This is a genomic window from Methylobacterium sp. BI1 (genome assembly GCF_056680125.1).
Map to the genome: position 1 here is coordinate 4086529 of NZ_CM155267.1, position 18686 is coordinate 4105214.

Here is an 18686-nt window from a genome sequence, read left to right on the forward strand (position 1 = left end):
GCCGCAACATCCCTGCGGCGTGGCCTCAGCCGGCCTTCGACAGGGGCGCCTCGGGCATCGGCACCACGTTGTGCAGCGTCTTGTCCGAGGTCTCGAAGAAGCGCCGGACGTTGCGCGCCGCCTGCCGGATGCGCTGCTCGTTCTCCACGAGGGCGATGCGGACGTAGTTGTCGCCGTGCTCGCCGAAGCCGATGCCGGGGGCCACCGCGACGTCCGACTTCTCGAGGAGCAGCTTCGAGAATTCGAGGCTGCCCAGCGCCTGGTACTTCTCCGGGATCGGCACCCAGGCGAACATCGAGGCCGAGGGGGTCGGGATCTTCCAGCCGGTCTTGCCGAAGGATTCCACCAGCGCGTCGCGGCGCTTCTTGTAGATCCCGCGCATCTCGACGATGCAGTCCTCCGGCCCGTTCAGGGCGGCGGTGGCGGCGACCTGGATCGGCGTGAAGGCGCCGTAGTCGAGGTAGGACTTCACGCGGGTGAGCGCGGCGAGCAGGCGCTCGTTGCCCACCGCGAAGCCCATGCGCCAGCCGGCCATGGAGAACGTCTTCGACAGGGACGAGAACTCCACCGTGCAGTCGATCGCGCCGGGCACCTCCAGCACGGAGGGCGGCGGATCGCCGTCGAAATAGACCTCCGCATAGGCGAGGTCCGACAGGATGATGATCTCGTGCCGCTTCGCGAAGGCGACGAGGTCCCGGTAGAAGTCGAGGCTCGCCACGTAGGCGGTGGGGTTCGAGGGATAACAGACCACGATCGCCACCGGCTTCGGGATCGAGTGCTGCATCGCCTTCTCGACCGCGGGGAAGAAGGCGGGCGTCGGCTCGGCCGGCACGGAGCGGATGACGCCGCCGGCCATGAGGAAGCCGAAGGCGTGGATCGGGTAGCTCGGGTTCGGCACCAGCACCACGTCGCCCGGCGCCGTGATCGCCTGCGCCATGTTGGCGAAGCCCTCCTTCGAGCCCAGCGTCGCCACCACCTGGGTGTCGGGGTTCAGGCTCACGCCGAAGCGGCGCTTGTAGTAGTTCGCCTGGGCGCGGCGCAGGCCGGCGATGCCCTTGGAGGCGGAGTAGCGGTCGGTGCGCGGACGGCCGGCGGTTTCCACCAGCTTGGCGATGACGTGCTTCGGGGCGTCGAGGTCCGGGTTGCCCATGCCGAGGTCGATGATGTCGGCGCCGTTGGCGCGGGCCTGGGCCTTGATCCGGTTCACCTGCTCGAACACGTAGGGGGGCAGGCGCTTGATGCGGTGGAAGTCGGTCATGGCCTTCACGATGTCCGAGAATACGAGCGAGGATACGAGTTGGGGCGCGGGGCGTCACCCGGCGCGGAGCTGTCATCATCCCGAGACGGCAGCGTGGTCTAGTCCGGAGGTCCCTCGGGCGGAATCCGGACGTCTTTTGACGGCCTCGCCGGGTGCAGGGCCGTCGCAGAATTCGCACGCTCGGTTCAGGTCTAGCAGTTTTGTGCCCCGACGCCGAACGATATCTCGGGAATCCCTACGGCTTGGCGGCCTGCGCCGCGCTCTCGGCGGAGCGGCCCCGCGCCTCGTTGCGCCCGCGGGCCGCGACGAGGTCCGCCTCCAGGGCCTTGGTGCCCTCGGGCGTCTTGGCGCGGATCGGCCGGGCCGGAGCGGATACGCCCACCGGCATGAAGTCGTCGCTGCCGCGGCGGGATTGCGCCACGAAGTCCGGCGCCTTGGCGGGCGGTCCGGCCTCGCCGGTGCCGTAGGCGATCCGCATGGGATTCAGGTCGCCGGAACATCCCGCGAGCAGGACGGCCACGGCGACGACCGCGACAAACTGAGAGTTGTGAAGCCGGGACATGGGAGAAGTCGGCCGTTTTGGAGACGCGCGCTCTGGCGGAACTCCGCGATGGCGCGTTAATTTGTCGGAAACGAGGCCCCCCTCGGCCGCGCGGCAGCCGTCGCGGGGCGAAAGGTCGGGCCACACCCGGGGAGAGACGCACGCGTGACGACCGAACGGACGACGCCGCTGCCCGACATCGAGGCCCTGTCCCGCAACGCGAGCCTGCTGGTCGAGGAGTTCGGCCGGGCCGCTTCGCGCTACATGAAGCCCGTGGGCACCCCGGACGCCCTGCCGGTCGAGGCGGTCGAGCCGCCCGAGGAGGTCAACGACGTGGTCCGCACCCTCGGCAGCGTCGCCGAGACCTGGCTCGCCGACCCGAAGAAGACCGTCGAGGCGCAGACCAAGCTGAGCGAGGCCTTCATCACCCTTTGGGGCTCGACCTGGCAGCGGCTGCAGGGGGAGAACGCCCCGCCCGTGGCCCAGCCCGAGCCGAAGGACAGCCGCTTCGCCCACGCGGAATGGTCCACCAACCCGATCTTCGACTTCATCAAGCAGAGCTACCTCATCACCTCCCGCTGGGCCGAGGGCCTGGTGAACGAGGCCGAGGGCATCGACGAGCACACGCGGCACAAGGCGCAGTTCTATCTGCGCCAGATCACCGGCGCCCTCTCGCCCTCGAATTTCGTGATGACCAACCCGGAGCTGATCCGGCACACCCTGCAGGAGAACGGCGCCAACCTCGTGCGCGGCATGAAGATGCTCGCCGAGGACATCGAGGCCGGCAAGGGCCAGCTCCGGGTGCGACAGACCGATCCGGCGGCGGGCTTCGAGGTCGGTGTCAACGTGGCGGTGACGCCGGGCGAGGTCGTCTTCCGCAACGACCTGATGGAGCTGATCCAGTACGCCCCGACCACGGATACCGTGCTCAAGCGGCCGTTCCTGATCGTACCGCCCTGGATCAACAAGTTCTACATCCTCGACCTGAACCCCTCGAAGAGCCTCATCGCCTGGATGGTGAGCCAGGGCCTGACGGTGTTCTGCATCTCCTGGGTCAACCCCGATGCGCGCCACGCCGACAAGGACTTCGAGAGCTACATGCGGGAGGGCATCGAGACCGCGATCGATGCCATCGGGGTCGCCACGGGCGAGAACGAGGTCGCGGCGGCGGGCTACTGCGTCGGCGGCACCCTCCTGGCCGTGACCCTGGCGATGCAGGCCGCCACCGGCAACAAGCGCATCAAGAGCGCCACCTTCCTGACCACGCAGGTGGATTTCACCCATGCGGGCGACCTGAAGGTGTTCGCCGACGAGGATCAGATCCGCCTGATCGAGTCGCGGATGCAGAAGCGCGGCTACCTCGAAGGCACCGGCATGGCGACCGCCTTCAACATGCTGCGCCCCAACGACCTGATCTGGTCCTACGTGGTCAACAACTACGTCAAGGGTCAGACGCCAATGCCCTTCGACCTGCTGTACTGGAACGCCGATTCCACCCGGATGCCGGCGGCCAACCACTCGTTCTACCTGCGCAACTGCTACCTCAACAACACGCTGGCGCAGGGCAAAATGATCCTCGGCAACGTCCGGCTCGACCTGAAGAAGGTGAAGATCCCGATCTTCAACCTCGCCACCAAGGAGGATCACATCGCGCCCGCCCTGTCGGTGTTCGAGGGCTCCTCGAAGTTCGGCGGACCGGTCGACTACGTTCTCGCCGGCTCGGGCCATATCGCCGGGGTGGTGAACCCGCCGGCCAAGCCGAAATACGGCTTCTGGACCGGGGGACCGGCCAAGGGCCGGTTCGAGGATTGGATGGCGGCGGCCACCGAGACCAAGGGATCCTGGTGGCCCTACTGGTTCCAGTGGCTGGAGCACCAGGCCCCCGCCCGCGTCCCGGCGCGGGTGCCGGGCGAAGGCGGCCTCGCCTCGCTGGGACCGGCGCCCGGCACCTATGTCCGCATGAAGGCTTGAGCGCGGGCATGGCGGCGCCCGGCTGGACGATCCGCCTCGAGGCCGAGCCCGACCCGGCGATGCGGGCCGCGATCCTGGCACCGCTGGTCGCCTACAACGAGGCCCAGGTGCCGAACGGAGACTGGGGCCTGCTCGCCCTCACGGTGCGCGATGCGGCCGGCGCCGTCGTCGGCGGCCTCTGGGGCCGGACCGGCTACGGCATGCTGTTCGTGGAATTGCTGGCCCTCGGCCCGGCCCGGGGGCGCGGCCTCGGCCGGCGCCTGATGCAGGACGCGGAAGCCGAGGCCTTGCGCCGCGGCTTGTCCGGGATCTGGCTCGACACCTGGACCTTCCAGGCCCCCGGCTTCTACGCGCGCCTCGGCTTCACCGAGTGCGGGCGGATCCGTGACTATCCGCCCGGCCATGACCGGATCTTCTACGTGAAGCGCTTCGATGGCGGCGGGACCGAGCCGATCCTGCCGCCCTGACGGTTCGGCGCCCTCAGAATTTGCGCACGAGTGGGGCCGGCGCGGCGACGACGGGCTCGCCGAAGACGTAGCGGAAGCCCACCGAGACGATGTCGGCGCTGCTGTCGGCCACGCCCGCGAAGACGACGTTCTGGACGTTGTAGTCGCGGCCGGGGCCGGCGAGGATCCGCCCCTTGTCGACGAAGAAGTGCGAGTAGGCGACGTTGAGGGTCAGCTTCTCGCTCCAGCGGTAGCTTCCGCCCACCGAGACGTTCACGCGGTCGCCGTCGGGCAGGCGCACCGAGCGGTTCGAGAAATCGATCGGGGAGGATTCGTAGGCGACGCCGGCCCGGACCGTCAGGGCCGGGGACCAGTCGTACTCGCCGCCGATGGAATAGGTGTAGCCGTCCTTGTAGTTGAGCGGCAGCTGCGTCGCGACGGCGCCGGTCCGGTCGAGGAGGACGTTGACGGTGCCGAGACGGCTCCAGTTGTCCCACTCGAAACCGAGATTGACCCGGGCCACCGGGGTGATCGCCTGCGTGAGGCCGACGCTCAGCTTCTCGGGGGTGTTCAGCTTGGCCCTCACGTCGCCGCCGAGCGCCGCGAGCGGCCCGGGCAGGATGAGCTGGCCGCCGATGTCGTGGTGGACCGAGGAGCGGAAGCCGATGCCGATCGCGGTTCCGTCGAAGGGCGTGATCAGGGCACCGGTCGTGAAGCCGACGCCCCACGAATCGCCCTTCAAGCCGGAGCTCGGCAGGGCGGCCGGGTTGACGCTGAGCGGCGAGAGCAGGGCCTGGCGCAGGACGAGCTTGAAGTATTCGATGTTCGGGCCGGCGGCGACGGAGAGCCACTCATTGACCTTGAAGCCGATGACCGGATTGAAGGCCAGGGAGAAGATGCGGCTGGACCGGCCGTAGAGTTCGCCCGACCAGGTCTGACGCGGCTTTGTCACGAGGCCGAAGGGCGCGCCCGAGGTGATGCCGATCCAGAGGCGGTCGTTCAGCTGGTAGGAGGTGGCGCCGGCCGGCACCACGGCGCCCTGGCCGAGCTCGCCGCTGTCGCCGAGGCGGGCGAAGGCCGGATTGGTGCCCACATCGGGCGTGATCTTGGCCGACAGGTTGATGAAGGAGAGGTTCTGCTCGGTGACCCAGCCCGGACGCATGGTCACGGTGGCGGGGTTCCAGAACATCGACGAGACGCCGCCGGAGCCGGAGGCGGCGCCCGCCCAGCCGAGACCCTGGGCTTCGGTGCTCTGCTCGCGGATGCCGAAGGCGCCGGCCGAGGCGCCGGCCACGCCGGCGCAGAGGATGGCTGCGGAAACTCCCGACTGCGCGAGGCTGCGCAGGGAACGGCGTCGAATCGTGCCCATCATGACGTAAGACCCACCCCTGTTGTTGGTGCTCGCTTGTCCTGTCCCGATCGGAACGGCCTCGCACCTTGGGTGTGACAATGACGCGAGTGGCGCGACTTCGCAAATCGACGTTTTACAAGTGAAATATCAGCATTAGTCCGTAACTATACTGAAAATAGAGCAATATTGCAGGACTGGATTCGAGCTGGTGAGGAAGCCTGCAGAATGGTTCACATCTAAACTCTCGTCTGCGTGAGTAAGCCGAGCGTGCGAAAAAATGCGCCCGGCGCATCTCCGGACGGGGGTGTGACCTTTCGGCGACAAACTGATCGCCGCCCTGGCTCTCCGTCATGCTGCGCCGATGAGAGGGTTTGGCATCCGTCGCGGGTTGCCCCTTGCCGCTCGTCCCGCTCCGATCGATGTCAGGCAGCGGACAGCCATGCGGAGGCACGAGCGATGAAACTGGTACGCCACGGTGCGAGCGGAGACGAGAAGCCGGGTCTGATCGATTCGCAGGGTGTCCTGCGCGACCTCTCGGCCCATGTACGCGACATCGCCGGGCCGGCCCTCTCCCGCGAGACCCTGGAGCGCCTGCGCCGGCTCGATCCGGCGAGCCTGCCGGCCCTGCCGGCGGACACCCGCCTCGGCCCCTGCGTCGGCGGAACCCGCAACTTCGTCGCCATCGGGCTGAACTTCACCGACCACGCCGCCGAGATCGGCGCCGACATTCCCCCCGAGCCGATCCTCTTCAACAAGGCGCCCTCCTGCCTCGCGGGGGCGAACGACCGGGTCATCCTGCCCAAGGGCTCGGCCAAGACCGACTGGGAGGTGGAACTCGCCCTGGTGATCGGCGCGCGCGCCTCCTACGTGCACGCCAACGAGGCCCTGTCCTACGTGGCAGGCGCCTGCATCTGCAACGACGTGTCCGAGCGCGAGTACCAGATGGAGCGGGGCGGCACCTGGACGAAGGGCAAGGGCTGCCCGACCTTCGGCCCCCTCGGTCCCTGGCTCGTCACCCTCGACGAGATTCCCGACCTCAAGTCGCTCGGCATGTGGCTCGATGTGAACGGCACCCGGATGCAGACCGGCTCGACCGCCACGATGATCTTCGATGCGGCGCAGCTCGTGGCCTACGTCTCGCATTTCATGATGCTGGAGCCCGGGGACATCATCACCACCGGAACGCCCCCCGGCGTCGGCATGGCGCGCAAGCCGCCCCGCTTCCTGCGCAGCGGCGACGTCGTGACCCTGGGCATCGATGGCCTCGGCGCGCAGCGCCAGGAGATCATCGCCTTCGATGACTGGACCGCCAAGGTGGCGGCGGGCGAGCCGACGCACTGAGGTCGCTCGGCCGGCTTGATTTTCCGGCCGAGATTCGCCTCATGGGGACCATGACCGACACCCTGGCCCCCCTCGCCGCCCGCCCGGCCTCCGCCACAGCCGCGATCCGTCACGACTGGACCGTGGCCGAGATCCAGGCGATCCACGACCTGCCGCTGCTCGACCTCGTGTTCCGGGCGGCGGAAGTCCATCGCGCCCACAACGATCCGGCGGACATCCAGCGCGCCGCCCTGCTGTCGATCAAGACCGGGGGCTGCCCGGAGGATTGCGCCTACTGCCCGCAATCGGCCCACCACAAGGGCACCGGCATGGCCCGTGAGCGCCTGATGCCGGTCGATGCGGTGCTGCGCGAGGCGGCCGAGGCCAAGGCCGCGGGCGCCCACCGCTTCTGCATGGGCGCGGCCTGGCGCCAGCCCAAGGACGGCCCGGAATTCGACGCCGTGCTGGCGATGGTGCGCGGCGTGCGCGGCCTCGGCATGGAGGCCTGCGTCACCCTCGGGATGCTCTCGCCCTCGCAGGCGGAGCGCCTCGCGGAAGCCGGTCTGACGTCCTACAACCACAACCTCGACACCGGCCCCGACTTCTACGGGGACATCATCTCTACCCGCACCTACGAGGACCGGCTGACCACCCTGCAGAACGTGCGCGATGCCGGCATCGGCGTCTGCTGCGGCGGCATCGTCGGCATGGGCGAGGGCGTGAAGGACCGGGCGAGCATGCTCCAGGTTCTGGCCAACCACGCGCCGCATCCCGAGAGCGTGCCGATCAATGCCCTGGTGGCGGTGGGGGGCACACCCCTGGAGGACCGCCCGGCGGTCGATCCCCTCGACCTCGTGCGCATGTGCGCCACCGCTCGCATCGTGATGCCGCGCGCCCGCGTGCGCCTCAGCGCCGGCCGCAAGGGCCTCACCCGCGAGGCACAGATCCTGTGCTTCCTGGCCGGGGCCAACTCGATCTTCTACGGCGAGCGCCTACTCACCACGGCCAACAACGAGACCGATTCGGATGCCGAGCTCCTGCGCGACATCGGCATCACCGTTCCGGGCCTGACTCTGGCGGCGGCGGAGTAGCGTTCGCCCGCAAAGAACTAGCCCATCCGGCGCCGGTTCAGGCGCCGGCCGCGTCCGGGATGGTGATGCGGAAGCAGGTGCCGATCGCGGTGTCGTCGAGGCTGAGGCGTCCGCCGTTGAGCTCGATCAGCTCCGACGCGATGGCGAGGCCGAGGCCGGTGCCCCCTGAGCGCGACGAGCCCTTGAACGGGGAGAACAGGTGCTCCCGGGCCCGCGGCGGCAGGCCGGGACCGTTGTCGGCCACGAGGATCGTGGTCTCGCCGGCGCCGGGCTGGCCCTGGCGGCGGGCCCGGATGGTGATCTCGGGATTCTCCTGGGACGGCGCCTCGTAGCCGGTCCCCTGCGGGCTCAGGGCCTGGACGGCGTTGCGGACGATGTTGGCCAGCGCACGGGAGAACTGGTCCGGGTCGACGAAGATCCGCAGTTCGCTTGGGCAGAGTTCGCGGATGACGATCTTCGAATCGCGGCCGCGCCCGGCGAGGTCCGCCTGTTCGGCGACGATCTGGGCGATCGGCACGAGGCGGCGGCTCGGGTTGCGCTCGGTCGCCCGGCCATAGGCCAGAGTCTCCTCGCAGAACCGGATCGCCCGATCGAGCGTCGCGACGAGGCGCGGGGCGACCCGCTGGGCGACCGGATCGGCGACGCCGTCGAGGCGGTCGCTGAGCAGCTGCGCCGTGGTCAGCAGGTTGCGCAGCTCGTGGTTGATCTTGCTCACCGACAATCCGAGGCCGGCTAGCCGCCGCTTCTCGCGCAGCTCGCTGGCGAGCGCCGTCTCCATTCGGGCGAGCGCGATCTCGGCATGGCCGATCTCGTCCGTCCGGCGCGAGGGCACGATCACGCCGTCGATCGCCTCGGGATCGTCGGCGAAGCCCGTGATGTTCTGGACGAGCCGCCGGACCGGCTTCACGATCGCCCGTTGCAGGACGAGGAAGATCAGCCCGGCGACCGTCGCCGCCAGGGCCAGGGACGACAGGGCCAGCCGGATCGAGAAGTCCGCCACCGCCTCCCGCAGGGGCCGCGGGTCCATGAGGATCTCGACGAGGTCGAAGCCGTCGCGGCCGTGTCCGATCACCCGGATCGGATCGTTCGACTCGGTCATGAGCGTCCGGGCGACACCGCGGATCGACCGGATCCAGTGTTCCGACCGCAGGTCGATGATGTCCGAGACCGTGTCCGGCACCGTCTCGTTGGCGAGGAGCCGGCGGGTGCCGTTGCCGCGGACCGCGATGGCGCGCGCGCCGGCACCGGCGAGCAGGCGCTGGGACAGGCCTTCCGAGACCTGCTGGTCGGGGGCCGCGTCGAGGACGAGGGCGGCCACCTGGGCGGCGGCGATCCGGTCCGACAGCCACATCCGGCGGTAGTTCGCCACCGTCGGGACGTAGATCAGCACCTCGATCAGGGCGACGAACGCCACCGTGAGCAGGAAGAGCCGACCGGACAGGCCGAGATGCCGGCCGAGACCGCGGGCGGCCACGGGGTTCGCGGCGGCCGCCTCCTGCTGAAATTCGACGCGCGACGTCACAGCCATCTCGGTACTAGCGTTTCCGGTGTCCCAACGGCGCGGCGGGTGACGGCGTGAACCCGATCTGGAGCGTGGTCCAGTGGCGTTTTCAGGGCGACGGCTCGGAGCGCGATTGCCCACCAACGTTCCGGACCGCATTAGGCTGCGTCAGGATATACGAGTTTTTTGATCAGATGTATGGCCAAATTCGATCAGGACTCTACCCGGCGCCGTGCCTGAACGCGACGTCGTAGGAATACCGAGATCAGGGCGAGAGCCGCCAGGGCGCCGAGGCCGAGCACCATCCTGGGGGTGATCAGGGCGCGCAGCGTCAGGGCGTTCTCGCAATCGAGGCCGTCGACGGCCAGGCAGGCCGCCTTGGCGGTCTCGTGCGCCAGCACCACGTCCTCGATCGCCGCGCCGGTGGCGGCGTAGACGAAGGCCCCCGGCAGGAGGCCGACGAGGGTCGCCAGAACGAAGGTGCTGCGCCTCACCCCGAAGGCGGCCGGGGCGAGGTTGGTCATCCAGAACGGGAAGATCGGCAGCAGGCGCAGGAAACAGATGTAGCCGAAGGCGTCCTCGCGAAAGCCGGCCGCGAGGCCCGCCAGGCGGGGGCCGGCCTGCCGCAGGAGCAGGTCGGTGGCCGCGCCGCGCCCGATGGTGAAGACGATGGCGGCCCCCGTGGTGGCGGAGGCCACGGCGACGAGGGCGCCGGGGACGATCCCGAACAGGAAGCCGCACAGCATCGTCAGGAAGAGCGAGGCCGGGACCGACACCACCACCGCCCCGACATAGACGAGGTAGGCGACCACCATCGCGCGGAAGCGATCCTCGGCCACCCAGGCGTTGAGCCAGGCCCGGGAGGCGAGCAGCCGGTCGAGGCTGAGGAGATGCGAGGCGCCGGAGGCCAGCACCGCCAGGGAGGCGCAGACGAGGAGGAGGAGCGGTCCCCAGCGGAGGAGGCGCTTCCACCGCGTCGGCGCTTCGTCGGGTCCGACGGGCGGAGGCGTCGACGCGCTCACCCGCGCTTGCGCATCCGCAGGATCTTGAAGAACCCGCCCGGGAAGGTCGGCGCGACGCCGATGAACTCGACCCCGTGGGAACGGGCCCAGGCCTCGATCCGGCTCGACTTGAAGTCGGAGGACCAGCCGATCTTGGTGCAGAGCGGCGCCATGATCTCCTCGACCTTGGCGACCGGCCCGGTGTTCTGGCCGAAATGGTTGGCCAGCACGATCTCGCCCCCCGGCCGGACGACGCGGAGGAACTCGGAGAGGGCGGCCTCCGGGTCGGGCACCAGGGTGATGAGGAACTGGGCCACCACGGCGTCGAAGCTCGCATCGGCGTAGCCAAGGCGGCAGACATCCATCACCTGGAGGCCGCGCACGTGGCGCAGGCCGCGGCGCAGCACCTTGGCGCGCGCGCGCTTCAGCATGTCCTCGGAGAGGTCGACGCCGCAGACGAAGCTCGTCGGCGGATAGTAGCCCAGCGACAGGCCAGTGCCGACGCCGGCTTCCAGGATGCGCGGGCCGCAGGCGACGGCGGCTCCCACCGCGTCGCGGGCGGCCGGCTCCGTCAGCTTGTCGTAGACGACGTCGTAGACCGGCGCCCAGCGCGCATAGGCCTTGCGCATCAGGGCGGTGCTCGGACCGGCCTCCCGCGGCTCGCTCAGCATGTCGATCTCGTCGTCCTGTTTGGGGATAGGGTTCGTTCGGGCCGTGAACCGGTCAGGCCGCTTCGGCCGCGCCGGTCGCCAACGCGTCGATGCGCCGAATGGTGCCACCGCCGAGGACACGGGCCCGCGGGCCGTCATCGGCGTAGAGCACGCAGGCCTGTCCGGGCGACACGCCGTCCTCCGGCGTGGCGAGGACGATCTCGGCGCCGCTGCCCGACGTGTCGCGGGTCAGCAGGGCCGGTCGCGGCTCCCGGGTCGAGCGCACGCGCACCGCCACGGGCAGGTTCTCCACCGGGCCCGCGCCGCCAAGCCAGTTCAGGTCGGTGATGCGGATGCGGCTGGTGGCGAGGGCCGCGCGCGGGCCGACCACCACCCGGGCGGTGTCGGGCTCGAGGCGGATGACGTAGAGCGGCTCGCCCACCGCGAGGCGCAGGCCCCGGCGCTGGCCGACGGTGTAGTGGATGATGCCCTCGTGCTGCCCCAGGACCTGGCCGCCGAGATCGACGATCTCGCCGGCCCGGGCCGCGTCCGGCCGCAGCCGGGCGATCACGTCCGCGTAGCGACCCTGGGGGACGAAGCAGATGTCCTGGCTGTCCGCCTTCTCGGCCACGGCGAGGCCGAGGTCGCGGGCGAGGCGACGGGTTTCGTCCTTCGGCAGCTCGCCCAGGGGGAAGCGCAGGAAGTCGAGCTGTTCCGCCGTGGTGGCGTAGAGGAAGTAGCTCTGGTCCCGGGCCGGATCGAGGGCGCGGTAGAGCCCGCGCCCGCCGGAAGGCTCGGGCCGGCTCGCCACGTAGTGCCCGGTGGCGAGGCAGTCGGCCTCAAGGTCCCGGGCCGTGCGCAGGAGGTCGCGGAACTTGATCGAGCGGTTGCACTCGACGCAGGGGATCGGCGTCTCACCGGCGAGGTAGCTCTCGGCGAAGCGGTCGATCACGGATTCCCGGAAGCGGTCCTCGTAATCGAGCACGTAGTGCGGGATGCCCAGGGTCTCGGCCACCCGGCGCGCATCGTGGATGTCCTGGCCGGCGCAGCAGGCCCCCTTGCGATGGGTGGCGGCGCCGTGGTCGTAGAGCTGGAGCGTGATGCCGACGACGTCGTAGCCCTGACGCTTCAGGAGCCCGGCCACGACGGAGGAATCGACGCCGCCCGACATGGCGACGACGACGCGCGTCTCGTGGGGAGCCTTGGGAAGATCGAGGGAATTCATCGCGCCAGGGTGTGCCGGGAGGGACCGGTCCGGCCCCGCGCGTGAGTCTATAGCGATCCTCGGGCGCGAGTTCCAGGGAGGCGGCTGCACCGGGTGTGTCCCCGCGCATGGCGCCGGGGCCGGGCGAATGCTGCCGGGCGCCCGGCAGGATTTGCCCGGCTGAACCGGCGCGGGACAGGGCATCTGCGAAAAAGACGTTTATTGGCAATGTCTTGCATTGCACGCAGCTTGGCCTGCGCCTTGCTGACGATAGCCTCGTAGAGGATTGTCGCCCATGGCTGTCTCATCGATCGATTGGAACGCAACGACCCGGCGCGCGGCCTCGCCGGGCGCGGTTCCGTTGCGGGGTGCGGCCGCCGTCACCTTCCGCCTCGACCCGGCCGCCCCCGATCCCCGCCCCCGGGCGGCGGAGGCCCGCGCCCGGGACGACCGTGCGGCGGCCGACGACCGCAACGACCGGATCGCCTCCGAGCGGGCCAGGGACGCGGCGGCGACCCGCGCGGCGGCGCAGGGCCGCGACGCCGCGAAGGCCGTCGCCGACGCGCGCGCGGCCAAGGCGAACGACGCGGAGGCGAGACAGGCCAAGCAGAGCGAGGCCGAGGCAGGCGAGGCCAGCCCATCGGCGACCACGAAGCCGGGACCTGCCGGCGCCGTGGTCCGCCCCGGAAACGAACCCTCCCGCCCTGGGATATCGGACACGGCGCAGGCCCCCCGCCCCGACGCCACCGCGACGCCCGGGGCCGGCGCGAGCGCGACGGCGACCGCGCCCGCCGAGAAGGACGGGTCCGGAGGGACTACGGCGGCCGGGAAAACCGCGTCCGCCGACAAGCCGGAAGAGGCGGAGGCGGCGACGCCAGCCACCGCAACGCCGGCCCTGCTCCTGCCGACCGCCCCGCCGCCCACCGCCCTGGCCTCGGCGGCGCAGGGTGCGGCGGCGGCCGGTGCGGAAGGGCCGGTTCCCCCCGAGGATCCGTCCGGAACGGCCGCGCCGGCCGTGGCCGTGGGGCCGAACCCCGACGGGACCACGACCCAGGGCCCGCCCGGCCTGACGGTCCAGGCACCCGCGGGCCGTGGTGACGGGGCCGAGAACGGCGAGCCGGGCAACGGCAAGGCGCCGGGCGGTTTCGCCGCCGAGCTCGCCCCGGCCTCGGATGCCGGCACCCGCACAGACCTGACGGCCGCGGTCCCGGCGGCCCCAGCGCCGACGCACGCCAAGGCCGCGGAGGCGGTCGCCCCGAGCGTGCCGGGCGCCCCCGCTCCGGCCCCGGTGCCCCTGGGCGCCGTGCCGATGACGATCGGGCTGCGCTCCCTCGCGGGCAACAACCAGTTCGAGATCCGCCTCGATCCGAAGGATCTCGGCCGCATCGACGTCAAGCTCGACATCGACAAGGAGACCGGCACGGTCCAGGCCCAACTGATCGTGGACCGGCCCGAGACCTTGGCGCTGCTCCAGCGCGATGCCGGCAATCTGCAGCAGGCGCTCAACCAGGCCGGGCTCAACGCCGCCGACGGCAGCATCAACCTGTCGCTCCGCGGAGACGGCCCGGCCAATGGCCAGTCGAACGGCTCCGGTGCCGACGGGCAGAGACCCGACGCCGGCGGAGCCTCACGCGCCGGCGCTGAATTCCGAGAGCCGACCCCCGTTTCCGCCGTTCCGCTGCGCCGCTACGGCGCCGTCCTCGGCATCGACATCCGCATCTGAGGAGCGACCACGATGACCACGGGCATCAGCAGCCTAGCGAGCACGGCCTCGGCCGGCGTGGCGAGCACCAGTTCCTCGACGCAGGAGATCGCGGGCAACTTCACCCAGTTCCTGACGCTGCTGACCACGCAGCTGAAGAACCAGAACCCCCTCGACCCGATGGACACCAACCAGTTCACGCAGCAGCTGGTGCAGTATGCCGGCGTCGAGCAGCAGCTGAAGTCGAACGACCGCCTCGACTCGATCCTGAGCAACGCGAAGTCGTCGAGCGCCGCCTCGGCCACGGGCTTCATCGGCCAGACGATCACGGCGGACGGCAAGTCCACCGCCCTGAAGGACGGGGCCGCGAGCTGGACCCTGACCCCGGCGCGGGCCGCCAAGCAGGCGACAATGACCATCAGCGACGCCAAGGGCAACGTGGTGGCGACCCAGACCAAGGCGCTCACCGCCGGTGCGCAGAGCTTCACCTGGGATGGACGCTCGTCCAGCGGCTTCACCGCGCCCAACGGGACCTACTCGATCAAGGTCGATGCCGTGGATGCCACGGGGTCGAAGGTGACCGTCGATACGAAGGTGAGCGGGACCGTCGACAGCGTCGATCTCAGCGGCTCGGAGCCGGTGCTGATGGTCGGGACATCGCGGGTCCCGGTCTCCACCGTCCAGGACATCGGAGCGGGGTTGTCCACATGACGAACAGGGCGAATCCAATGCGATCGATCCGCTTCAAGATATCTTAAGTGGGCCCAAGTAGCTTCCAATCTCGACAGGTCAGTCGAGTTGTAGAGCGTATCATGACCGAACCAAGCCGCCCGAGAGTTAAGTACGTCATCGGGCCTGATGGAAGTCCGTTAACCATCGCGGACCTTCCTCCGACCACCACCCGGCGATGGGTGATCCGTCGCAAGGCCGAAGTGGTCGCCGCCGTCAGAGGCGGACTGCTCAGCCTCGAAGAGGCCTGCCAGCGCTACACCCTCACCACCGAGGAGTTCCTGAGCTGGCAGTTCTCCATCGATCAGCACGGTCTGGCCGGCCTGCGCACCACGCGCATCCAGCACTACCGCCACTGAGCCGGGCGACGGCCGGGGTCTCCGTCGGACCCCGTCGCCTCTCGTTCCGAACCCGGAAGCCGCGTCCCCTCACCCGGGCGCGGCTTTCGCGTTTCCCGGTGTCGCGCGGTGCCGCCGACCTTCCTTCGTTCAGGAATGTTAACTCGGCGCTAACCACGACCCGGGCAAATTTTGCCGAGCGGGTGCCGGCAGTCCGGCGCCGCGTCTCGGGTGGGTGCGTCGCGTCGTGAAACCGGTCCTCGACCTCGTGACCAAGTTGGGCCCGGCGCGCCTCGCCGCCATGGCCGCCGTCACGATGACGCTGATCGGCTTCTTCGCCTTCGTGATCCTGCGCGTCTCCAAGCCCGACATGGGCGTGCTCTTCGCCGACCTGTCGATGTCGGATTCCTCGGCCGTGATCCGTGACCTCGACGCGCGCGGCATCAAGTACGAGACCAAGGGCGATGCGGGCCAGACCATCCTGGCGCCCCGGGCCGACCTGCCGCGCCTGCGCATGGACCTCGCCGGCAAGGGCCTGCCCAGCGCCGCGGGCGTCGGCTACGAGATCTTCGACAAGGGCGACGCCTTCTCGTCCACCAACTTCGTCCAGAACGTGAACCACCTGCGCGCCCTGGAGGGCGAGCTCTCCCGCTCCATCCGCGCCATCGGGCGGGTCCAGGCGGCGCGGGTCCACCTCGTGATCCCCGAGCGGCGCCTCTTCGAGCGCGACCGCGAGACGCCCAGCGCCGCCATCGTGCTCAAGCTGATGGGCGATCTCGATCCGTCCCAGGTCCGCGCCATCCGGCACCTCACGGCCTCCGCCGTCGAGGGCCTGAAGCCGGAGCGGGTTTCCATCGTCGACGAGCGCGGGCGCCTGCTCGCGGACGGCGCCCGCGGGGCCGAGGCCGAGACCGGCGCCGGCATGGAGGAGAAGCAGGTCGGCATCGAGCGCCGCCTGCGCTCGCAGATCGAGGAGATCGTCGCCGGCATCGTCGGCGCCGGGCGCGCCCGCATCCAGGTCAGCGCCGAGCTCGACCTCAACCGCATCGAGAGCAAGTCCGAGAGCTTCGACCCCGAGAGCCGTGTGGTGCGCTCGACCCAGACCCGCAGCGAGAATTCACTGACGGGCGGCGCCGAGGGCGCGGTCAGCGTCGGCAACGAGCTTCCGGGCGCCAACCAGCCCGGCCAAACGCCGACCCAGAAGGATTCCACCAACAAGAACGAGGAGACCACGAACTACGAGATCTCCCGGGTGACCAAGACGGAGATCGCCGAGGGCGGCCGGATCAAGCGCCTCTCCGTGGCGGTGGTGGTCGATGGCGCCTACGTGCCCGGCCCGGACGGCAAGCCCGTCTACCAGGCGCGCCCGGCGGCCGAGGTGGACCGCATCGCCGCCCTGGTGCGCTCGGCCATCGGCTTCGACAAGGCGCGCGGCGATCAGGTCGAGGTGGTGAACCTGCGCTTCGCCGAGACGCCGGTCCCGGCCGATTTCGCCGAGCCGTCCCTGGTCCAGTCGCTGCTCTCTCCCTCCAAAGAGGAGATCATGCGGATCGTGGAGCTCGGCGTCCTGACGATGCTGACGCTGATCGTGCTGATGGCGGTGGTCCGCCCGCTCCTGAAGAAGGTCCTGGCCTCGGAGCCGATCCAGATCGCCCTGGTTTCGGGCGCCGGCGCGGCCGGGGCGGTGGCGGGCGGCGAGGCCCTGATGGTGCCGCCCGACAACCCGACCGCCCGCCTCGTGGATTTCGCGCAGCTCAACGGCAAGGTCCAGGCCGAGACCGTCCAGCGCGTGGTCGACATGGTCCGCGCCAGCCCGAGCGAGACCGTGGAAGTGCTCCGCAACTGGATTCACGAGAGCTGATGCGCCCCCTGTCCCCCCACCCGACCGTGAGGCGTTGAGACTATGTCCTCGGGACTGAACATCCAGGCCGAGCTCGCCAAGGGCAGCAACGGCGCCTTCGGCGCCATGACCGGCGCCCAGCGCGCCGCCGCGCTCCTGCTCCTCCTCGGCGAGAGCGAGGGCGCCCCGATCTGGCAGATGCTCGACGAGGACGAGGTCAAGCTCGTCTCGCACGCCATGGTTCAGCTCGGCTCCCTCGAGGCCGAGACCGTCGAGAAGCTCATCGTCGACTTCGTGTCCCGCCTCTCCTCCGGCGGCGGCATCACCTCGAACTTCGAGCGGACGGAGTCCCTGCTCCTCAAGATCTTCCCGACCGAGCAGGTCTCCTCGATCATGGCAGAGATCAAGGGCGCCTCGGGCAAGCGCGTCTGGGCGAGCCTGACCCAGATCGATCCCGAGATCCTGGCCTCGTTCCTGCGCAACGAGTACCCGCAGACCGTGGCGGTGGTGCTCTCCAAGGTGCGCTCGGACTACGCGGCCCGGGTGCTCACCATCCTGCCCGAGGAATTCGCCATCGACGTGCTGAACCGGATGCTGCGGATGGAGACGGTGCAGAAGGAGGCCCTGCGCCACATCGAGGAGACCCTGCGGGTCGAGTTCGTGTCGACCATCGCGCAGACCACCCGCCGCGACGCCCACGAGCTGATGGCCGACGTCTTCAACGCCTTCGACCGTCAGACGGAAGGCCGCTTCCTGACCGCCCTCGACCAGGCCAACCGCGGCTCGGCGAAGAAGATCCGCCAGCTGATGTTCACCTTCGAGGACCTGCTGAAGCTCGATGCCGGCAGCGTCCAGACGCTCCTGCGCAAGGTCGACAACGAGACCCTGTGCCGGGCCCTCAAGGGCGCCGACGACCGGGTGCGCAACTTCTTCCTCAAAAATATGTCCACCCGCGCGGCCAAGAACATCACCGACGAGATGGGCTCCCTCGGCCCGATCCGCCTGAAGGACGTCGATGAGGCGCAGGCCAAGATGACCGAGCTGGCCAAGGAGCTCGCCGAGAAGGGCGAGATCATGATCGCCAAGTCGAGCGGCGAGGAGGAGCTGGTCTATTGAACGCGCGCCGCTTCCTGTTCGACACCGACTTCCGCCCCCGGCCCGACAACCCGGTCGCCGCCCAGGAGGCGGCCGCCCTGGCGGAGACCGTGGCGCGCGCCGAGGCCGAGGGCTATGCCCGCGGCCTGCGCGAGGGGCAGGCCCTGGCCGAGCAGCAGATCCAGGCGCGCCTGTCCGACGCCCTGACCCGCGTCGGGCTCGCCGCGGCGGGCCTGATCGGGCAGTCGGACGCCCGGGACCAGGCGCGCGAGGACGAGGCGCTCGACTTCGCCATCCAGCTCGCCCGCAAGATCGCCGGCGAGGCCCTGGACGCGCAGCCCCTGGCGGCCATCGGCGACGCGGCCCGCGCCGCCCTCCAGCACCTGCGCGGCGTGCCCCACCTCGTCGTCCGGGTCCACGAGAGCCTGGTCGACGAATCCGAGGCCCTGGTGAAGCGCCTCGCCCGCGAGCGCGGCTTCGAGGGCCGCCTCGTGGTGCTCGGCGAACCCGATCTCGCCCCCGGCGATGCCCGCATGGAATGGGCCGATGGCGGCGTCGTCCGGGACCGGGCCCAGATCGAAGCCGCGGTGCTCTCCGCCCTCGGACTCATCGCCTGATCCGCCCGCTCCACCCGAATCCAGCCCGAGA

General features: G+C 70.0%; 17 protein-coding genes. 10 read left to right on the forward strand and 7 right to left on the reverse strand.

From position 1 onward, the window contains the following. Nucleotides 1-25 precede the first annotated feature (25 nt). A complete protein-coding gene (locus AC1MGR_RS19330) occupies nucleotides 26-1258 on the reverse strand; it encodes an LL-diaminopimelate aminotransferase (RefSeq protein WP_108034250.1) in 1233 nt (410 codons plus the stop codon). Nucleotides 1259-1493: 235 nt separating this feature from the next. Next, a complete protein-coding gene (locus AC1MGR_RS19335; protein WP_108034249.1) occupies nucleotides 1494-1820 on the reverse strand; it encodes a hypothetical protein in 327 nt (108 codons plus the stop codon). A gap of 144 nt (nucleotides 1821-1964) precedes the next feature. On the opposite strand from AC1MGR_RS19335, the gene AC1MGR_RS19340 reads away from it, so the two are divergent. Beyond that, nucleotides 1965-3770 (forward strand): PHA/PHB synthase family protein, encoded by a 1806-nt coding sequence (locus tag AC1MGR_RS19340; protein ID WP_480232606.1) that lies wholly within the window; start codon nucleotides 1965-1967, stop codon nucleotides 3768-3770. An 8-nt stretch (nucleotides 3771-3778) separates the two neighbouring features. Then, nucleotides 3779-4237, forward strand: a complete 459-nt coding sequence (locus tag AC1MGR_RS19345) for a GNAT family N-acetyltransferase (protein ID WP_108034247.1) — start codon at nucleotides 3779-3781, stop codon at nucleotides 4235-4237. A gap of 13 nt (nucleotides 4238-4250) precedes the next feature. Here the strand turns inward: AC1MGR_RS19345 and AC1MGR_RS19350 are convergent, their stop codons facing one another. After that, nucleotides 4251-5588 carry an OmpP1/FadL family transporter gene (locus tag AC1MGR_RS19350; RefSeq protein WP_480232607.1) on the reverse strand — a complete coding sequence of 446 codons (1338 nt, stop codon included), beginning with the start codon at nucleotides 5586-5588 and terminating at the stop codon, nucleotides 4251-4253. 435 nt (nucleotides 5589-6023) lie between these two features. On the opposite strand from AC1MGR_RS19350, the gene AC1MGR_RS19355 reads away from it, so the two are divergent. Together AC1MGR_RS19355 and bioB are read left to right on the forward strand one after the other, a co-directional pair. After that, complete coding sequence (locus tag AC1MGR_RS19355) at nucleotides 6024-6908, forward strand: fumarylacetoacetate hydrolase family protein (RefSeq protein WP_108034246.1); 885 nt, start codon at nucleotides 6024-6026, stop codon at nucleotides 6906-6908. Between the two features lie 50 nt (nucleotides 6909-6958). After that, the gene (gene bioB / locus AC1MGR_RS19360; protein ID WP_480234844.1) at nucleotides 6959-7978 is read left to right on the forward strand and encodes a biotin synthase BioB; all 1020 of its coding nucleotides are present in this window, start codon (nucleotides 6959-6961) and stop codon (nucleotides 7976-7978) included. Nucleotides 7979-8015: 37 nt separating this feature from the next. Here bioB and AC1MGR_RS19365 read toward each other — a convergent pair whose 3' ends face one another. The 4 genes from AC1MGR_RS19365 to mnmA form a co-directional block, all read right to left on the reverse strand. Then, nucleotides 8016-9506, reverse strand: a complete 1491-nt coding sequence (locus AC1MGR_RS19365; RefSeq protein WP_480232608.1) for a sensor histidine kinase — start codon at nucleotides 9504-9506, stop codon at nucleotides 8016-8018. A 185-nt stretch (nucleotides 9507-9691) separates the two neighbouring features. Next, nucleotides 9692-10501 (reverse strand): TVP38/TMEM64 family protein, encoded by an 810-nt coding sequence (locus tag AC1MGR_RS19370; protein WP_480232609.1) that lies wholly within the window; start codon nucleotides 10499-10501, stop codon nucleotides 9692-9694. Then, nucleotides 10498-11151 (reverse strand): class I SAM-dependent methyltransferase, encoded by a 654-nt coding sequence (locus AC1MGR_RS19375; RefSeq protein WP_480232610.1) that lies wholly within the window; start codon nucleotides 11149-11151, stop codon nucleotides 10498-10500. Before AC1MGR_RS19375 ends, AC1MGR_RS19370 begins: the two co-directional genes overlap by 4 nt. A gap of 52 nt (nucleotides 11152-11203) precedes the next feature. Next, nucleotides 11204-12355 carry a tRNA 2-thiouridine(34) synthase MnmA gene (gene mnmA, locus AC1MGR_RS19380; RefSeq protein WP_480232611.1) on the reverse strand — a complete coding sequence of 384 codons (1152 nt, stop codon included), beginning with the start codon at nucleotides 12353-12355 and terminating at the stop codon, nucleotides 11204-11206. Nucleotides 12356-12629: 274 nt separating this feature from the next. On the opposite strand from mnmA, the gene AC1MGR_RS19385 reads away from it, so the two are divergent. The 6 genes from AC1MGR_RS19385 to AC1MGR_RS19410 all read left to right on the forward strand — a co-directional run bounded on the left by AC1MGR_RS19385 (nucleotide 12630) and on the right by AC1MGR_RS19410 (nucleotide 18655). After that, nucleotides 12630-14057, forward strand: a complete 1428-nt coding sequence (locus tag AC1MGR_RS19385) for a flagellar hook-length control protein FliK (RefSeq protein WP_480232612.1) — start codon at nucleotides 12630-12632, stop codon at nucleotides 14055-14057. A 12-nt stretch (nucleotides 14058-14069) separates the two neighbouring features. Then, nucleotides 14070-14747 carry a flagellar hook capping FlgD N-terminal domain-containing protein gene (locus AC1MGR_RS19390; protein WP_108034240.1) on the forward strand — a complete coding sequence of 226 codons (678 nt, stop codon included), beginning with the start codon at nucleotides 14070-14072 and terminating at the stop codon, nucleotides 14745-14747. Between the two features lie 101 nt (nucleotides 14748-14848). After that, on the forward strand, nucleotides 14849-15124 hold the full coding sequence (gene sciP / locus AC1MGR_RS19395; protein ID WP_018044452.1) for a CtrA inhibitor SciP: 276 nt from the start codon (nucleotides 14849-14851) through the stop codon (nucleotides 15122-15124). Between the two features lie 226 nt (nucleotides 15125-15350). After that, nucleotides 15351-16964: a flagellar basal-body MS-ring/collar protein FliF gene (fliF, locus tag AC1MGR_RS19400; RefSeq protein ID WP_108034451.1), complete on the forward strand. Its 1614-nt coding sequence runs from the start codon at nucleotides 15351-15353 to the stop codon at nucleotides 16962-16964. A 42-nt stretch (nucleotides 16965-17006) separates the two neighbouring features. After that, nucleotides 17007-18059, forward strand: a complete 1053-nt coding sequence (gene fliG, locus AC1MGR_RS19405; RefSeq protein WP_480232613.1) for a flagellar motor switch protein FliG — start codon at nucleotides 17007-17009, stop codon at nucleotides 18057-18059. After that, on the forward strand, nucleotides 18056-18655 hold the full coding sequence (locus AC1MGR_RS19410; protein ID WP_108034238.1) for a FliH/SctL family protein: 600 nt from the start codon (nucleotides 18056-18058) through the stop codon (nucleotides 18653-18655). Before fliG ends, AC1MGR_RS19410 begins: the two co-directional genes overlap by 4 nt. Nucleotides 18656-18686: the final 31 nt, after the last annotated feature.